Origin of the sequence: Pseudomonas xanthosomatis (assembly GCF_019139835.1) — a bacterium.
Lineage (GTDB): Bacteria > Pseudomonadota > Gammaproteobacteria > Pseudomonadales > Pseudomonadaceae > Aquipseudomonas > Aquipseudomonas fakonensis.
Window position 1 is genome coordinate 3,453,743 of record NZ_CP077075.1, and the last position, 14,167, is coordinate 3,467,909.

21 protein-coding genes are annotated in these 14,167 nt (G+C 62.1%); 13 read left to right on the top strand and 8 right to left on the bottom strand.

Annotation, left to right across the window (positions count from 1 at the left end; genetic code table 11):
• From KSS93_RS15455 to KSS93_RS15475, 5 genes are read left to right on the top strand one after another with little or no spacing between them, the layout of a single operon-like run.
• On the top strand, window positions 1-1,887 hold the full coding sequence (locus tag KSS93_RS15455) for a pyocin knob domain-containing protein (RefSeq protein WP_217884862.1): 1,887 nt from the start codon (window positions 1-3) through the stop codon (window positions 1,885-1,887).
• Window positions 1,888-1,890: 3 nt separating this feature from the next.
• Complete coding sequence (locus KSS93_RS15460; protein WP_217884863.1) at window positions 1,891-2,241, top strand: hypothetical protein; 351 nt, start codon at window positions 1,891-1,893, stop codon at window positions 2,239-2,241.
• Window positions 2,242-2,300: 59 nt separating this feature from the next.
• Complete coding sequence (locus tag KSS93_RS15465) at window positions 2,301-2,942, top strand: glycoside hydrolase family 19 protein (RefSeq protein ID WP_217884864.1); 642 nt, start codon at window positions 2,301-2,303, stop codon at window positions 2,940-2,942.
• Window positions 2,939-3,301, top strand: a complete 363-nt coding sequence (locus tag KSS93_RS15470; protein WP_217884865.1) for a hypothetical protein — start codon at window positions 2,939-2,941, stop codon at window positions 3,299-3,301. The genes KSS93_RS15465 and KSS93_RS15470 overlap by 4 nt, the downstream gene beginning before the upstream one ends.
• Window positions 3,302-3,306: 5 nt before the next feature.
• Window positions 3,307-3,582, top strand: a complete 276-nt coding sequence (locus KSS93_RS15475; protein WP_217888746.1) for a hypothetical protein — start codon at window positions 3,307-3,309, stop codon at window positions 3,580-3,582.
• Window positions 3,583-4,067: 485 nt separating this feature from the next.
• Here KSS93_RS15475 and KSS93_RS15480 read toward each other — a convergent pair whose 3' ends face one another.
• Window positions 4,068-4,565 carry an ImmA/IrrE family metallo-endopeptidase gene (locus KSS93_RS15480; protein ID WP_217884866.1) on the bottom strand — a complete coding sequence of 166 codons (498 nt, stop codon included), beginning with the start codon at window positions 4,563-4,565 and terminating at the stop codon, window positions 4,068-4,070.
• Entirely contained in the window at window positions 4,549-4,929 is a 381-nt protein-coding gene (locus KSS93_RS15485) for a helix-turn-helix domain-containing protein (RefSeq protein ID WP_217888747.1), read from the bottom strand. Before KSS93_RS15485 ends, KSS93_RS15480 begins: the two co-directional genes overlap by 17 nt.
• 183 nt (window positions 4,930-5,112) lie before the next feature.
• On the opposite strand from KSS93_RS15485, the gene KSS93_RS15490 reads away from it, so the two are divergent.
• Window positions 5,113-5,325, top strand: coding sequence for a hypothetical protein (locus tag KSS93_RS15490; protein ID WP_217884867.1), 213 nt, complete (start codon window positions 5,113-5,115; stop codon window positions 5,323-5,325).
• On the opposite strand, the gene KSS93_RS15495 is transcribed toward KSS93_RS15490, so the two are convergent.
• On the bottom strand, window positions 5,312-6,007 hold the full coding sequence (locus tag KSS93_RS15495; protein ID WP_217884868.1) for an SOS response-associated peptidase family protein: 696 nt from the start codon (window positions 6,005-6,007) through the stop codon (window positions 5,312-5,314). The two genes, KSS93_RS15490 and KSS93_RS15495, sit on opposite strands and share 14 nt — an antisense overlap.
• 102 nt (window positions 6,008-6,109) lie before the next feature.
• On the opposite strand from KSS93_RS15495, the gene KSS93_RS15500 reads away from it, so the two are divergent.
• The 3 genes from KSS93_RS15500 to KSS93_RS15510 are packed head-to-tail and all read left to right on the top strand — an operon-like array spanning window position 6,110 to window position 8,002.
• Window positions 6,110-6,538, top strand: coding sequence for a LexA family protein (locus KSS93_RS15500; RefSeq protein WP_217884869.1), 429 nt, complete (start codon window positions 6,110-6,112; stop codon window positions 6,536-6,538).
• Window positions 6,528-7,802: a Y-family DNA polymerase gene (locus KSS93_RS15505; RefSeq protein ID WP_217884870.1), complete on the top strand. Its 1,275-nt coding sequence runs from the start codon at window positions 6,528-6,530 to the stop codon at window positions 7,800-7,802. Before KSS93_RS15500 ends, KSS93_RS15505 begins: the two co-directional genes overlap by 11 nt.
• Entirely contained in the window at window positions 7,796-8,002 is a 207-nt protein-coding gene (locus KSS93_RS15510) for a hypothetical protein (protein WP_217884871.1), read from the top strand. Before KSS93_RS15505 ends, KSS93_RS15510 begins: the two co-directional genes overlap by 7 nt.
• A gap of 36 nt (window positions 8,003-8,038) precedes the next feature.
• Here the strand turns inward: KSS93_RS15510 and KSS93_RS26820 are convergent, their stop codons facing one another.
• A complete protein-coding gene (locus KSS93_RS26820; RefSeq protein WP_217884872.1) occupies window positions 8,039-8,530 on the bottom strand; it encodes a topoisomerase DNA-binding C4 zinc finger domain-containing protein in 492 nt (163 codons plus the stop codon).
• Window positions 8,531-9,244: 714 nt separating this feature from the next.
• Window positions 9,245-9,364, bottom strand: a complete 120-nt coding sequence (locus KSS93_RS15520; protein WP_437182126.1) for a phage protein NinX family protein — start codon at window positions 9,362-9,364, stop codon at window positions 9,245-9,247.
• A 131-nt stretch (window positions 9,365-9,495) separates the two neighbouring features.
• Between KSS93_RS15520 and KSS93_RS26825 the strand changes: the two genes are divergently transcribed.
• Window positions 9,496-9,735, top strand: coding sequence for a hypothetical protein (locus KSS93_RS26825; RefSeq protein WP_367616798.1), 240 nt, complete (start codon window positions 9,496-9,498; stop codon window positions 9,733-9,735).
• A 190-nt stretch (window positions 9,736-9,925) separates the two neighbouring features.
• Here the strand turns inward: KSS93_RS26825 and KSS93_RS15525 are convergent, their stop codons facing one another.
• Window positions 9,926-10,708 carry an EAL domain-containing protein gene (locus KSS93_RS15525; protein WP_217884873.1) on the bottom strand — a complete coding sequence of 261 codons (783 nt, stop codon included), beginning with the start codon at window positions 10,706-10,708 and terminating at the stop codon, window positions 9,926-9,928.
• Between the two features lie 219 nt (window positions 10,709-10,927).
• Window positions 10,928-11,131, bottom strand: coding sequence for a hypothetical protein (locus KSS93_RS15530; protein ID WP_217884874.1), 204 nt, complete (start codon window positions 11,129-11,131; stop codon window positions 10,928-10,930).
• Between the two features lie 253 nt (window positions 11,132-11,384).
• Here KSS93_RS15530 and KSS93_RS15535 point away from each other — a divergent pair, with 253 nt between their 5' ends.
• Window positions 11,385-11,729 (top strand): hypothetical protein, encoded by a 345-nt coding sequence (locus tag KSS93_RS15535; protein ID WP_217884875.1) that lies wholly within the window; start codon window positions 11,385-11,387, stop codon window positions 11,727-11,729.
• A 112-nt stretch (window positions 11,730-11,841) separates the two neighbouring features.
• On the opposite strand, the gene KSS93_RS15540 is transcribed toward KSS93_RS15535, so the two are convergent.
• On the bottom strand, window positions 11,842-13,077 hold the full coding sequence (locus tag KSS93_RS15540; RefSeq protein WP_217884876.1) for an NADH:flavin oxidoreductase/NADH oxidase family protein: 1,236 nt from the start codon (window positions 13,075-13,077) through the stop codon (window positions 11,842-11,844).
• Between the two features lie 111 nt (window positions 13,078-13,188).
• Between KSS93_RS15540 and KSS93_RS15545 the strand changes: the two genes are divergently transcribed.
• Complete coding sequence (locus KSS93_RS15545) at window positions 13,189-13,593, top strand: MerR family transcriptional regulator (RefSeq protein WP_217884877.1); 405 nt, start codon at window positions 13,189-13,191, stop codon at window positions 13,591-13,593.
• A gap of 72 nt (window positions 13,594-13,665) precedes the next feature.
• Window positions 13,666-14,166 (top strand): methylated-DNA--[protein]-cysteine S-methyltransferase, encoded by a 501-nt coding sequence (locus KSS93_RS15550; protein WP_217884878.1) that lies wholly within the window; start codon window positions 13,666-13,668, stop codon window positions 14,164-14,166.
• Window position 14,167 lies beyond the last annotated feature (1 nt).

Here is a 14,167-nt window from a genome sequence, read left to right on the forward strand (position 1 = left end):
ATGGCGCTTGACCAAGTCCGGCTGGGCACCCCACCGAGCGGGCAGGACGGCGATGACCCGCGCACCGCGTTCACGCGGATCAACAACAACTTCAAGCAGCTGGACGACACCGGCATCACCGGACCGATCGTCCAAGCGCGCGAGGTGCCCAGCTACAACGACGCGAACCAGCCCGGTGAGTACATCGGAACGGCGACCGCCTCGGGCCGCCCGGAGGGGTTCGGACGTGCCACCCTGCGCGTGAGCCTGGCCTTCGACGACGCGGTCACCCAGTTTGCGGTTGACCTGGCCACCGGGGCGAGCGCGACGCGGGGCTATAACCCGGCGAGCGACACCTGGTCGCCTTGGGGCAAGGGTGGTGACTCCACTAGTACCATTCCTATCGAGCGCGGCGGTACCGGGGCCCAGACCGCTGAGGGTGCACGCCAGGCGCTGGGTATCAAAGGGTTGGCGCTTGAGGATGTTGCGCCGATCGAGAAGGGCGGTACCGGCGCCCAGACAGCCGAAGATGCACGCCAGGCGCTCGGCCTGGGCGCCGTAGCGGTCGAGAGTATTGTCCCTATCGAGAAGGGTGGCACTGGCAGCGCCGACGGCGTTCCGGTGATGACCGGCGCCACGGATGAGGCTCCCGGCGTGAAGGGCCTTGTGCCGGAGGCGGCGGCGGGAGAGAAGGACAAGGTGCTGTTCTCCGATGGCACCTGGCGCTACCCGAGCGGTGGCGGCAGGTTCTTCGGCGAAGTGGTGCTTTTCGGCAGTCGTAACATCGAGCCACACGGCGTTCCACGGGCAGATGGCCACTGGATCGAAAACGCCGCGGCACAGTATCCCGATGCGGTGGCTGACCTGCAGAGTGCCACCCCCTCCGTTTCGGTTGTCACTCCTGCAGTATGGGAGGCAGACCCTTATTCGCGTGGCTGCTGGGCATATGACGCGGCGACCGATCGTATCCGGGTACCCGACTACAACGGCAAGCAAGCTGGCTCCATAGGCCCGGTTTTCTTCCGCGGCGACGGCACTCTGGGCTTCGCCACCGGCAGGATCCGGCAAGACCAGTTCCAGGGCCACCTGTTCGATATCGCCGGCGCCACCGGCACCGACGGCACGCTCGGACACGCCACTCTGGGTACTGGCCCGGCAAACAATGGCCCGGTACTGACGATCGGCGCCGCAGCGAACGCAGCAACCCGCATCCGCACCCGCGCCACGCCCTCGGACAACGGCACCAACGGTGAACCACGCACCGGCAACTCGACGTTTCCGACCCACGTTGTGGGTGTCTACGGCGTTGTACTGTTCGGGGTCGTCAGTAACCCCGGGGCGGCGAATGCCGAGGCGCTGGCTACCAGCTATGCCAACCAGCAGGCCGACCTGTCGGTGCTCAAGAATGAGCGCCGGGGCATCTTGCCGCTCGCCGTCGTGTCCGGCCAGACCAGCATCGTCATCGAGGGCATTCCTGCCTGGGCCAGCCGGGTGCTGATCCATGTGAACGGCCTGCGCAGCGCTGCGACCATGATCGCCGGGCTACGCCTCGGGTCCAAGGACGGCGGGCTGGTGGGAGCAGGCTATGCGGGCATCGTGCGTGGCACGACAGCTTCCGCCAGTTCAACGGTGATCCCGGCCACCACGCTGATGCAACTGATGCATGCCGCGATGGCGGCGAACACTGACTGGTCCGGCGTCATCACGCTGACCCGCGTGTCGGTGCCGGCGGCGAGCACCGTGCAATGGTTCCTCGAGAGCCGCATGGGCGCGAACACCGCCTACATGCAGGAGGCGATCAACCGGATTTCACTGCAGTCGAACCAGCCGCTCGACCGCATCGAAATCACCACCACAACCGCCGCGGTCCTGGCCGGCGGCGTTATCTCTGTCCAGTACGAGCACTGAGCCATGTTCCAAGACACGTACAACGCAACAACCGGAGAGTGGACCCGTGTGGCCGCCCGCCTGGTCAACCGCGAGGGCGTGGCCATGGTCATTCCCGAAGACGCGCCGCTGCCGCCTGGATACGCCGAGGGCCCTCCGCCGGAGGTCCCCGCCTACGACGAGCTTGCCGAGCAGGCTTGGCGGACCGACGAGATGGCCGCCGCCATGGAGAATGTGACCGCCATCGAGTACGGCGATGAGTCGATTCCCGGCACCGCGGCCAATTGGAAGGCTTATTGGCTGGCGCTGCGCGCCTGGAAGGACGGCGCCGCCGGTTACCCGCAGACCGAGCTTCGCCCTGCGCGGCCCTCCTGATCATCAGCAGATCGAATCCCGCCGGCAGTGAGCCGGTATTTTTTTGCCTGGAGAAATGCATGACCCCGCTGACAGAGCAGCAACTGCTGCAGATCCTCCCCAATGCCCGCCCAGTAGCGGGCATTTTTTTGCCCGCACTGAACCGCGCCGCTCTGCGCTGGAAGATCGATAGCCGGGTGCGCATCGCCGCGTTCTTGGCCCAGATCGGCCACGAATCCGGCCAGCTGCGCCGCCTTGTCGAGAACCTGAACTACAGCGCCGAGGCGATGGCCGTGACCTGGAAAAGCCGGTACCGCGGTGCCGATGGCAAGCCAAACGCGAAGGCCCTCAGCTTGGCGCGCAAGCCGGAAGCGATCGCGAACGATGCCTACAGTGGTCGCAACGGCAACACGCAGCCGGGGGATGGCTGGCGGTTCCGGGGCCGAGGGCTGATCCAGCTCACCGGCCGCGACAACTATCGCGCCGCCGGCCTGGTCCTGGGCTTGCCGCTGGTGGAGCAGCCTGAACTGCTCGAGCAGGCCGAGCATGCCGCGCAGTCAGCCGCCTGGTGGTGGGCGAAGCACGGGCTGAACGAGCTCGCCGACGCCGGCCGCATCCAAGACATTGGCAGCGTGATCAACACCGGCCAGCCTGGCCGTGTGCCGAACGGCGCGGCAGAGCGCAAGGCGCTGTATGACCTGGCGCTGCGGGTGCTGTCGTGAAGGCCTGGGCGCTGCGCCTCACCGGCGCCGGCCTGCTGATCCTATTTGGCATGGCCGTCGGCACCTGGGCTACCACCAGCCACTTCCGTCCGCTGCTCGACGCGGAGCAGGACCAGGCAACCAGTTGCAAGGCAGCCCGGGACAACCTCGCAGGCCTGGCGACCGAGCAGGGCAAGGCCCTGGGCGCCCTGACCCTGGCCGCGAACGACCGCCAGGCCAGGGCTGAGCTGGCGGTGAAGGATGCCCAAGTCGGCGCCCAGGTCGACTACGCCGCGGCGAACCGCCTGCAGCAAGAGCGCACCGGTGGCGACCAGTGCACCGCCGCGACCTCGATCATCGATAAGGAGCTAGGGCTTTGAACGGCATGACGAGCAGCAAAATATTCCAAAAACTATTCCTGCTGCCCTGCCTGCTGCTGGTCGGATGTGCGAGAAAGCCGCCGCCGGTTCAGTACGTGCGCGTCGAGGTGCCGGTGCAGGTACCGTGCCGAGCGCCTGAGGTGGCCGTGCCGGCCTGGGTGGCTGCCGGCCTGCGAAAGACCGACAGTTTGGAGGTGAAGGTGCGTGCGCTGCTGGCTGAGCGGCGGCAGCGGGTCGGATATGAAAAGCAGCTCCAGGCCGCTGCGACAGCGTGTCGCTGACCTAGATGCCATGGCCCTCGCACGAACTGATGGTCGAGCGGGAGAGCTGTCAAAAGCTTATGGGCGAGCTCGAAAAGCAGGTGCATTGTGTGTTCTCACGACCAAACGCGGCATCACCTCCTGAGTGAGCCGCTATTCTGGTCCCGTTTAAGGTCGATTCCGTTATGTGGATTCGGCCGGATTACTTGCTGATGTAGATTTTGAATGGCTTGCCCACCGCGCGCTGGATGTGGCCGTTTTTAAGGCGGCGGGTCCAGCGCAGGATGAACGTACCACGTTCGTCAGAGTACATAGCTACTCTCCTGCTGAGGTGGCCACTACTCATTTGGTCTGGACAAGTACTGAAAACGGGACTAGAGTACGCACCTGTTCCGAGAGCGCTTTTCTACGACCTGTCTGCAGCAGCGGAGAGCGAGTGGGAAACTCTCCCAGTAGGTTTGCGGCCTACTGCCATTTCTGATTGATCATGTTTGCGGCATGGTCAGTCAGAAATATTTGAATTCCAGCTGTGGGCTTTGCGGTTTCAGCCTCAGTTTCCTGATGACGCAGTCAGCGAATTCATCAGCTTGCCATTCTGAGTCCTCCTCCAGGACACCCTTCGTATCAGAGAAGTGCAGCATTGCCCTGTGGCACAAGAAGATATGCCCGAGTTCATGAAGGAAAATTCGGATTGCTTCTGGATCGCCCCTGTTCAGCTTCTCGTACGTCCATTCCGGCATGTAGATGAACCCCTTCTGAGGGTCAACCATTGCCCGTGCAATATCTTCCATCATCCACTCTTCATCGGCGATGGAGTCAATGAACACCCCATTCTCTTCGAGATCGTTGATGAAGAGGCCGATGTTGCTTGCGGAAAACGTCTGCTTGCTAAGCTTGAAGATCTTGCAGATTCGACCCGCGATGAAGTCAATGTCAGTGGGGTTCAGCGCGTGCACACGGTGCCCGCGCATGGCGTAATGAGGAGCTTCACTTGTTGTTGTCATCCGCGTTTTCCTCGTAGATTTCACCAAGCAAGCGACCCAGGCGAGTCAGCTGTTCTTGATTGAGATCGGAGTTAGCGAATCCGGCAACCAGCATGCGATGTTGGGGGCGAAGCCCTTCTAGCGAAACCGCCTCGTTGTCATCGCATGCAACAGCTTTCAGTTCCGCTACGTTGATTTGTTCGCCAAAATCGCCGAAGTACTTGGCAATTTTCTCGACCCAATCCATAGGGATTTTGCTACGGCCTGTTTCCATTGCGCTGAGGAACGCTGTCGAAGCGCCCAAAGAGCTGGCCATTGTGCTGAGCGTCACGCTATAAGCGCGCCGGTACTCACGTACCTTTGCGCCGAATTTGGAAAGCGACATGGTCACGGCCCCTTCCTGCTTTTTAAGATGATCGTATTAAGCCAGTTCGATCCAGGCTTGTCAACCATTCTACTTGAAAAGCAGAATGGTTGACGGTGTATCCGATGCTGACCGCCCATTTTTGCTGTCCAGCAACGCTAAATGCTTTCTATGCTCAATCAATAGGCTGGTGAGGGCGGGGCGGTGGATAAGCGCACTATTATCGGGATGGTCGAGGCGGGCGAGCCCTTGATACAGGAGGCGATTGCCGCGCTCCGCCAGTACCACGAGGCCCAGGCCGCCGGCCTGGCGCCGGACCAGGTGGAGCGGCTGCGCCTGATCGCCGAATCGGCTTTCCAGGCGGTAACCGACTACCAGCTCTATGTGCTGGGTCATCAGCCGCTTACTCGTCACTGACTGGTTCAATCAGTTCAGGCCCTTGGTTCCGCACGTTGCCCACCGCTTTACTCACTGGATACCACCTGAAGTCTATTGCCCGTCTGCACTCGCTTTCCACGATTGCTGCAGCGCGGCCCGGTGATGTGGCTGGGTCGATCCACTCCCTTGCCACCTCAGGCGTCAGCACCAAAGGTTTGCGATCGTGGATGTCGACCAGCCCCTGATCAGCTGCGGCGGTGATGATCACGAATCCATCGCGGTCGTCCGGCTCGATGCCCCGGTGCACTTCTGCAAGCGCTGCGAAATACAGCGGCGCGCCGTCGGCGCTGGTGATGTAGTAAGGCTGCTTGCGTTTCGGATCCGCCGGATCAGGCATCCACTCGAACCAGCCGTTGGCTGGCGCCAAGGCCCTGCCGGCCGGCCACAGTCCTTTGAAAAACTTCCCCGTCACCACCGTTTCGGCTCGAGCATTGATCGGGTCTGGACGCTTCCCCTTCGCCCAGAACGGCGACCATCCCCACTTGACTCTGTCCACGCTCAGTCCTTCCCCAACCTGGCGAATCACCTCGACCCGCGTTGAGGGCGCCACGTTGTACCGGTTTAGGGGCTCGTGGTCGTAGCCATTGATCACCACCAGATCCAGCGACAGCTGGCGTAAGTAGTGATCCATCGACTCAAAGATCGAGTAGCGTCCGCACATTTCCCACCTTCTCGCCCGTCAGAATTCTCATTGCCCGGATTGACCGGGCAGACGATGCCGGATTTACTGTATATGCATACAGCTCGCATTGGACCTTCCGCCATGACCATTACATTTTTAGGTACGCCAACCGGCGGCACCGAAACCCTCCCGCTTTACTCGTTCCAAGTCCCGGCCGGCTTCCCATCGCCTGCAGCGGACCACCTGGAAGGCCATGTATCGCTTGATGAGCTATTCGACCTCCGCGCGCCGCATGTGTATCTAGTGAAAGTGGAGGGCGACAGCATGCAAGGGGCGGGCATCTACTCCGGTGATCTCGTCATCGTAGACCGGGGGCGAGAGGCCGAGCACGACGATATCGTGATTGCCGCCGTCAACAGCGAGCCGGTGTGCAAGCGCCTGCATCGCCGCGATGGGGTGGTGATCCTCAAGTCGGAGAACCCGGCCTATCCCCCGAGGTACATTATGGAGGGCGACGATCTGGTCGTCTGGGGCGTGGTCCGCTACAGCGTGCGCGACCATGCGCAGTGATCCCGTATTCGCGCTGATCGATTGCAACTCGTTCTACGCGAGCTGCGAGCGCGTTTTCCGGCCGGACCTGGCCAAGACGCCGATAGTAGTGCTCAGCAACAACGATGGCTGCGTGATTGCCAGGTCGTATGACGCCAAGCCGTTCGTGAAGATGGGCGAACCCTACTTTCAGGCCAAGGACAAGCTCCGCCGCCACGGCATCATGGCGTTCAGCAGCAACTATGCGCTGTACGGCGACATGAGTGAGCGAGTGATGACGATCATCGAATCGATGGTGCCCGCGACCGAAATCTACAGCATCGACGAATGCTTCGCCGACCTGACCGGGATTCAGGGGAGCCTGACCGAGTTCGGACGGAAGGTCCGATCCCGGGTTTTCCAATGCACCGGCATTCCCGTGGGGGTCGGCATCGCCGGTACGAAGACCCTTGCCAAGCTGGCCAACCACACGGCCAAGCGGCTGCTGGCTCAAACCGGTGGGGTGGTCGATATCACCGAACCCTTCAAGCGCGATTGGGTCCTGCGAAACACCGAGGTGAAGGAGGTTTGGGGCATTGGTCGGCGCATGACGGCGCACCTCGAAGCCATGGGCATCCACACCGCGATGGACCTGGCTAAGGCTGACCCTTGGACGCTGCGGCAGAAGTTCAGCGTGGTGGTTGAAAAGACCGCCCGCGAACTGGCCGGCACGCCCTGCCTCGATCTGGATGAGGCCGAGCCGCCGAAGCAGGAGATCTGCTGCAGCCGGATGTTCGGCAAGCGGCTGACCGAGCTGGCACCGATCAAACAGGCCGTGGCCACCTACGTCGGCAGAGCGGCGGAAAAGCTGCGCGCTCAGGGCTCGGTGTGCAAGCGCATGCGCGTGAGCATCCGCACCGGGATGTTCAACCCGGACGAAGCACGGCACGCCCAGGGTGCCCTGGTGGAGCTGCCTTATCCGACCTGCGACACGCTGCTGATGACGCGACTGGCGACCGACGCAGTCGCCCGGATCTACCGCACGGGCTTTCGTTACAGCAAGGCCGAGGTGCTACTGATGGATCTGCGGCAGCCCGGCGAGTTTTCAGAGGATTTGTTTGCACTCAAGCAGCCAGTGGCGTGTGACCGGCTGATGCAGGTGATGGATGACATCAACAAGCGCTGGGGGAGGGGAGCGATGCGGACCGCCAGTGTGCCGGGTTCGCCGGACTGGGGCATGAGGCGGGAGATGATGAGTCAGTCGTACACGACCAAGATTGATCAGCTGTGGACAGTCAAATGCTGAGCCTGCCAGAGATGTGGGTAGCGGAGCTCAGCGACCAAGCAGCGCTAATCGTCGATCCTGACGGGCGAGCAGCCGTACTTGCCGAACTCGCCATGGCTGCGCATCGGCGCAAGGCAGTCGACGATGATCAGCTTTCCGACATGCTGGAGTTCGCCGAATCTGCCCGTACTTGGGCACTGCTCGAATGTGAGTATGCCTGACAGGCGGTAGGAAATGGTTTGATAGCGTAAGAATGCTCAACGGGGTAAAGGACGGCTTATGCGAGCGATGCTGCGCGTTCCTAAGCATTTAGGGTATGTAGAGCAGCCCATGAACGACTTTCCAGCATAGCGGCCTCGTTTCGCTACCCGATTTCGCATCGGACTGCCGCACGACGGACATAACCCCAAACGCTCCCAGTCTTCACGTGGTGGCATGGTATTGATATCCGTTCCGCCTGCAGTTTGTGCAGCAGAGCCAGTCGCTGGAGGCGGTTGGAAGCCGACCGGCTGTCCGGTTGGGGATCTACTGGCAAACACCTTTGCAAGTAACCACCAGCCACCCACCGCAATAGCGACAAACGCGAAGAATGTTAATCCTCCGGAACCACCTCGACCACCTCGGCTGCTTCGCCAGCGGCCACCGCTACGGCCGCCGCCTCTTCCGCCTCCGCGGGCGAAAGCTAAGCCACTTGCGAGGGTGACGGCAAACAGCAGTACCGCTCGGCGCGGCAAATCCTTTCTATCCATGGAGACGCACCTGATCCTATCGGGCCAAGTGCCATCATATCAGCGAACTAAAGCAACGGTATGCCTGATCGGCATAGCGCTTCGCAAAGAGGCCCCGGACCAATCCGCGTACCAATCATTGCGTTTCGGTGGGTAGGCGAGGGGGATTTCGCCCAGCAAAATCAACACATCCCCACCCGCCAAACCCCATTGCGTAGCGCATGGTGATGTTGGCGGTAGAAATCAAGTGCTTGTCCTGCGGGGGTTCCAGAGGTGTATGTAGGCCTTCTCGTCAGCATCGGGCCGGTTGTGGACCAATGCGACGCGGGGCGGCAGCTTCTTGAGCGCCTTTGTGTCCGAGGAGGCGCTGATCCATTTCGCGTTAGGCACAGGGCGACATCTCGACGCAGTGGCCGAGCAGGCTCGCGATGAACACAGGGTTCATCCAAGGCATCTGGCTCAGGGTTGCGCGGGTATGGCGGTTGGCGTACTGACGGCGTTCATGGCGGTTCAGCGGCTTGGGCGCTGATTTGAAGGGGCGCAGTGTATCACTTGGTGCGTTGAACCACAGCCTGCCTTTGCTTGGCTGGAGCACAAAAGGGCTTGCTGGATGGCGGATTTGGACGCCATGCGTCGAAGAGTCGCCATCGGCCGGGCCTGGGGGAGGGTAATGTTTGGCCTTCTTGCGCTACTCAAGCCCCCAGCGAATTGTCCTCTTTACGTGAACGGTTTTCCTCACAGCGCCCAGTCCTCCTGTGGGTTGAAGCGCTTTGTGTGGTCGGTGGCAGTGGCTTGGTAACGGGCAAAAACGCGCCACGAGTTGCCGTACTGAGGCGGGGCCAGGAACAGGTTCAGGCCTTCGGCGGTACTGGTCCCTCAGGTTTGCGTCTTTCCAGATAGTGATACTCGGAAACGGAACGCTCATGAGAAGACATCAGTCGTATGCCCATCAGACGCGCATTTGACGCGCTCATTTGGAGAGAGTTATGAGTCTTCAGCCCACCAGTCATGATCTTTACGTGCATTCCTACCTTGGTTACGAGGCATCCATTTACGTGTTGTGGGAGTCCAGCGTTGAGTTCCCTACTGGAATGCTGGTTGAAGTAGGCAGACCAGGCGCAACGGCTCGAACTTTACGTGTCAGTCGACCATTTGCCTCGTCGACTGAAGCGATTCTTGAAGGGAAGGTTATGGTTGAGCAGTACGTGCAAAGCCAGAACAGCTGAGCTTCGCCACTACGGGCGGGCCGACCGCCTACGCACCTTGGTCGGCCCCTCCTGATTAATCAGAGGCACTACCAACCATCCACGCGATTGCCTTCGGTGGGGAGGGTAGTAGATCGAAGAACGCGCTATCCGGCGCAGTGCATTGCGTTGCATCCATAGCCAGAATAAGGGCTTCGCTAGAAGCTCAAAATTAAGCAAGCCGTTCGATCAGGGGCAAGCTGTTTATCTGTGGGCGTGCGAAGAAATATCCTTGCATCAAATCAATCCCCAGCGCCCCCAATGCGCGGCACTCTGCCTCAGTCTCAATTCCCTCTGCGATGAGTGTAATACCCAGCCGCTCTGCTACCAGGACGATACCTGCGACGATGGCTTGGCGAACCGAGTCCTGGCTGATTCTCCGAGTGAGTGCCATATCCAGCTTGAGTACGTCTGGTTGAAATTCCGCAAGGAGATTCAGCCCTGAATAACCCGAACCGAAGTCATCTATTGCAGTGGTGAAGCCCTGCCGCTCGTACTCCTTGAAGATTGCTTTCAGGTGCTCGGTATCTTCGATCCGCTCGCCCTCGGTCACTTCAAACATGAGCCGATTGGCGGGGAAGTCGAATGTCCGCGTGGCCTCTAGGGTAGCTCGGATACAGGTGCTGGCACGGTAGACGGCGTTGGGCAGAAAATTGATGCTCAATTTACAGTCTGTTTGCCGTCCCAGCCCAAGAGCAGCAGCTTGCTCGATGGCCTTCACGCGACAGGCCTGATCAAAGCGGTACAGATTATCGGGCGATACTTTTGCCAGGATGTCCGCAGCGCCCTCACCGTTTATACCGCGAACGAGTGCCTCGTAAGCAAATGGCCTGCCTGAAGGAACATGAATTATAGGCTGGAAGGCCATTGTAATTTCGAAACCCAAGCTCGCAAGATCACGACATTGGGAGCAGCCAATCGTTACAAAGGGTTGGGGAAAAACAGGCTTGCTCATAGGTTGTCGCCAAAGTACGTGGGGACGGATGTTTAGAATGCTTGAATACGCATCATATATCCAATCTCTCCACACCTTCCCTGGCTCCGGCCTGATGCAATATTGCCGGGGCTGCTGCGCAGCCCATCGCGACACAAGGCCGCTTCCCACACAGACCAGCCCGAAGGGCTGGGTGATCTCCTACAGGGCGCGCGCTGGTTTTCAGACAGGCAGCAAGACTTAAAGCAGCGAATGCACCTGCTGCCTGGCAAGGCTTACCGGGTCGTTGGCCGGGCATTGCGCCGCTTTGTCGACTGGCCGGGGCGGGAGCAGCAAAGGCTGGGTGGGGCGTGCTTCGTACGCGGGCAAGGTCAACCCGCTGGGCGGCATATGCACATGCAACTGCCGACGCCGCTGCTGGGTGAGTTTGTGCAGGCGTTTCATGGCGGTATACCTCACCGGCGCGCGACGATTAGCGCACCCATCATTAAGCGCCTGTTCAGGGCGTGCCGTCTGCCGGGCTGACCAGCGGATAGCCGCAGGTCCTTGCATCAGGCCGCTCGTCCGGCCAGGTGCCAGCATGGTGCCACAGTGGAGCGGGTTCGGGGCTAAGCTGGTAAACCGTAAGCACACTACTAAAAAGGGTTGTCCGTAGCGTTCACCGTGCAGGTTTTCTGATGGGGGCTCGGAGGCTCGTATGTATCGCCTGATCAAACCGGCCCTGCTGGCCATTGCCGTCGGCCTGCTGGCCGGCTGCGCCCACGACCCGGACATTCGTGCGGGGCATGACAATACCTATGGCACCACAGCCAAAAGCCCGGACGCGTACCTGGGGTGCGTGAAGGGTGAGTTGCCTGCCAGCGCCCAGACCTACAGGGTGCAGGGCCAGTATGGCCCGGAGCTGCTCGTGACCAGTACCGACCCGAACAAGGCCGATGGTTTGGTGCAGCTGTCGGGCAGCCGGTACATGGCCTATCAGCGCGACGCCTGGTATGACCACGGGCGGTTGCTGGATGCGGCGTTGATGTGCTCAAGGACCTGAAGGATGGCGCGTGCTCTGCAGGAGCCGGCTTGCCGGCGATGAGGCCGGCACAAGTGCCTGCGGTTGCAGGGCCGGCCTCATCGCTGGCAAGCCAGGTGGACGCATTGGCAGCCTATAGCGGCTTTTTCGCCATCATCTGCTTGTAACGGCGGGTACGGCGCAGCGCGCTGCATTGCTCCAGCACCAGCGCCCGCAGTGGCGACGCGCCGGGCTTGGGCTGCGCGCCTGCAGCCAACCGACGCATCTGCAACTTTACCAACGCCATGTACGCCAGCGCAGCGAATGCCTTGCGCTTCCAGCGAATCGGCGGCAACTCAGCACTGGCGTCGGCATCACCTTGCTGCCAGCGCCGGGGCAGGGCGGGGTCGACCGCCAGCGCCGTGGCGATGCCGGCCATGGCCACGCCGTTTGCCAGCACTTGCTCCACCACCGGCAAGCGGCGGATGCCGCCGGTGACCATCACCGGCATGCGCGCGAGGGTGGCGACGTCCTGGGCGAACTCCAGAAAGTAGGCTTCCCGGGCCAGGGTGCGGCCATCGCGTGCCTCGCCCTGCATGGCCGGTGCCTCGTAGCTGCCGCCGCTCAGCTCCACGAGGTCTACCGCCAGCTCGTTCAGCCACAGCACCACCTGGCGGGCGTCGGCCGGCTCGAAGCCGCCGCGCTGAAAGTCTGCCGAGTTGAGCTTCACCGCCACGCTGAACCCCGGCGACACGGCGCCGCGTACCGCCTTGACCACCTCCAGCAGCAGGCGCGAGCGGTTTGCCAGGCTGCCGCCCCAGCGGTCCTGGCGCTGGTTGCTCAGCGGTGAGAGAAACTGGCTGAGCAGGTAGCCGTGGGCCGCATGCACCTGCACGCCGCTGAAGCCGGCCTGCTCGGCCAGTGCGGCAGTGCGGGCGAAGCGCTGGATGATCCCGGCGATTTCGTCCTCGGTCAGTGCCCGGGGTGCGGCGAACAGCTTCGACAGCCCGGCCATGTTCAGGGCCACCGCCGACGGCGCCACCGTGGGCTGGCCAAGGCTGGCCTGCATCTGCCGGCCCGGATGGTTGATCTGCATCCAGAACTGCGCGCCGCGGCTGCGGCCGATGCGTGCCCATTGCGCAAAGCGCTGCAACGGCTGGCTGTCATCGAGCATCACCCCGCCAGGGCCGGTCATCGCCCGCGGGTCGATCATCACGTTGCCGGTCAGCAGCAGGCCGGCGCCGCCGTCGGCCCAGGCCTGGTACAGGCGCAGCAGTTCATCGGAGGGGGTCTGGTCGGGGTTGGCCAGGTTCTCCTCCATCGCCGCCTTGGCGATGCGGTTGGGGATCTGGCTACCGTTGGGCAATTGCAGGGGCTGGAAGGTGTGCATGGGGTTCTCCGTATCGGGTGCCACGCGTCGGCAAGGTGAATGCGCGGCTGGGATGCGTAGAAGGCTAAGGTTAAAGTAAACCTTAAGGTCAATAGAGGTTGAGCAAACAAGATGAAAATCGGTGAACTGGCCCGACGCACGGGTTTGAGTGCTTCGCGCATCCGCTTCTACGAAGCCAGCGGGTTGATCGAGGCCCGCCGCCTGGGCAATGGCTACCGCGACTACCCCGAAGAGGCGGTGCAGCGCCTGGAAATCATTACCTGCGGCCAGCAGGCCGGCTTCAGCCTTGATGAAATGCGCGAGCTGAGCCAGGACCGCGCCGCAGGCAGCCCGCGGCACGACCGCCTGCTGGCCAGCCTCAAGGCCAAGGTGGTGGAAATCGAAACCTTGCAGCAACGCCTGGCGCAGAACCGCCTGCACCTGCTGGAACTGATCGCCGGCATCGAGGGCAAGCCTGCGGGCATGGACTGCGACGAGAATGCCCAGCGCCTCCTGGCCCGTTGGCGCGATGCTTGAGCAAGAAAGCGGATGCGGTGGCCGGGCAGGGTGGGTACAGTGCGTTCCTCTTCACCTGTAACGGAGCCTGCCATGGCCTGCGCCTTCACCCTGATGCAATCGCCGGTCGGTGTTCTCACCCTGGTGGCGCGCGGCGACAGCCTGGCTGCCGTGCTGTGGGAGCATGAGCGGGAGAACCGCGTGCGCCTGGGGGAGCTGCAGCGTGATGATCAGCACCCGACCTTGCGCGACACCGCCCGGCAACTGGGCGAGTACTTCGCCGGCGAGCGCCGCCAGTTCGAACTGGTACTGGATTTTGCCGGCACCGAGTTCCAACGCCAGGTGTGGGCGGCGCTGCTGACCATCCCCTTCGGCGAAACCCGCAGCTACAGCGATATCGCCCGGCTAATCGGCAACCCGGACGCGGTGCGCGCGGTGGGCGCGGCCAACGGGCGCAACCCGATCTCGATCATCGCCCCGTGCCATCGGGTGATCGGCACATCGGGCAGCCTCACCGGCTTTGCCGGCGGCTTGCCGGCCAAGCAGTACTTGCTGGCGCTGGAGGGGCGGCAAAGCCTGGCGCTGGACCTCTGAA

Bases quoted from the DNA above. Each gene is read 5' to 3' on its own strand.
- KSS93_RS15535 (WP_217884875.1), top strand. From the start codon at position 11,385: ATGTATCGCCTGATCAAACCGGCCCTGCTGGCCATTGCCGTCGGCCTG.
- KSS93_RS15465 (WP_217884864.1), top strand. From the start codon at position 2,301: ATGACCCCGCTGACAGAGCAGCAACTGCTGCAGATCCTCCCCAATGCC.
- KSS93_RS15525 (WP_217884873.1), bottom strand. From the start codon at position 10,708: ATGAGCAAGCCTGTTTTTCCCCAACCCTTTGTAACGATTGGCTGCTCC.
- KSS93_RS15550 (WP_217884878.1), top strand. From the start codon at position 13,666: ATGGCCTGCGCCTTCACCCTGATGCAATCGCCGGTCGGTGTTCTCACC.
- KSS93_RS26820 (WP_217884872.1), bottom strand. From the start codon at position 8,530: ATGGATAGAAAGGATTTGCCGCGCCGAGCGGTACTGCTGTTTGCCGTC.
- KSS93_RS15480 (WP_217884866.1), bottom strand. From the start codon at position 4,565: ATGACAACAACAAGTGAAGCTCCTCATTACGCCATGCGCGGGCACCGT.
- KSS93_RS15530 (WP_217884874.1), bottom strand. From the start codon at position 11,131: ATGAAACGCCTGCACAAACTCACCCAGCAGCGGCGTCGGCAGTTGCAT.
- KSS93_RS15545 (WP_217884877.1), top strand. From the start codon at position 13,189: ATGAAAATCGGTGAACTGGCCCGACGCACGGGTTTGAGTGCTTCGCGC.
- KSS93_RS15540 (WP_217884876.1), bottom strand. From the start codon at position 13,077: ATGCACACCTTCCAGCCCCTGCAATTGCCCAACGGTAGCCAGATCCCC.
- KSS93_RS15475 (WP_217888746.1), top strand. From the start codon at position 3,307: ATGACGAGCAGCAAAATATTCCAAAAACTATTCCTGCTGCCCTGCCTG.
- KSS93_RS15485 (WP_217888747.1), bottom strand. From the start codon at position 4,929: ATGTCGCTTTCCAAATTCGGCGCAAAGGTACGTGAGTACCGGCGCGCT.
- KSS93_RS15495 (WP_217884868.1), bottom strand. From the start codon at position 6,007: ATGTGCGGACGCTACTCGATCTTTGAGTCGATGGATCACTACTTACGC.
- KSS93_RS15455 (WP_217884862.1), top strand. From the start codon at position 1: ATGGCGCTTGACCAAGTCCGGCTGGGCACCCCACCGAGCGGGCAGGAC.
- KSS93_RS15505 (WP_217884870.1), top strand. From the start codon at position 6,528: ATGCGCAGTGATCCCGTATTCGCGCTGATCGATTGCAACTCGTTCTAC.
- KSS93_RS15500 (WP_217884869.1), top strand. From the start codon at position 6,110: ATGACCATTACATTTTTAGGTACGCCAACCGGCGGCACCGAAACCCTC.
- KSS93_RS15460 (WP_217884863.1), top strand. From the start codon at position 1,891: ATGTTCCAAGACACGTACAACGCAACAACCGGAGAGTGGACCCGTGTG.
- KSS93_RS26825 (WP_367616798.1), top strand. From the start codon at position 9,496: ATGAGTCTTCAGCCCACCAGTCATGATCTTTACGTGCATTCCTACCTT.
- KSS93_RS15510 (WP_217884871.1), top strand. From the start codon at position 7,796: ATGCTGAGCCTGCCAGAGATGTGGGTAGCGGAGCTCAGCGACCAAGCA.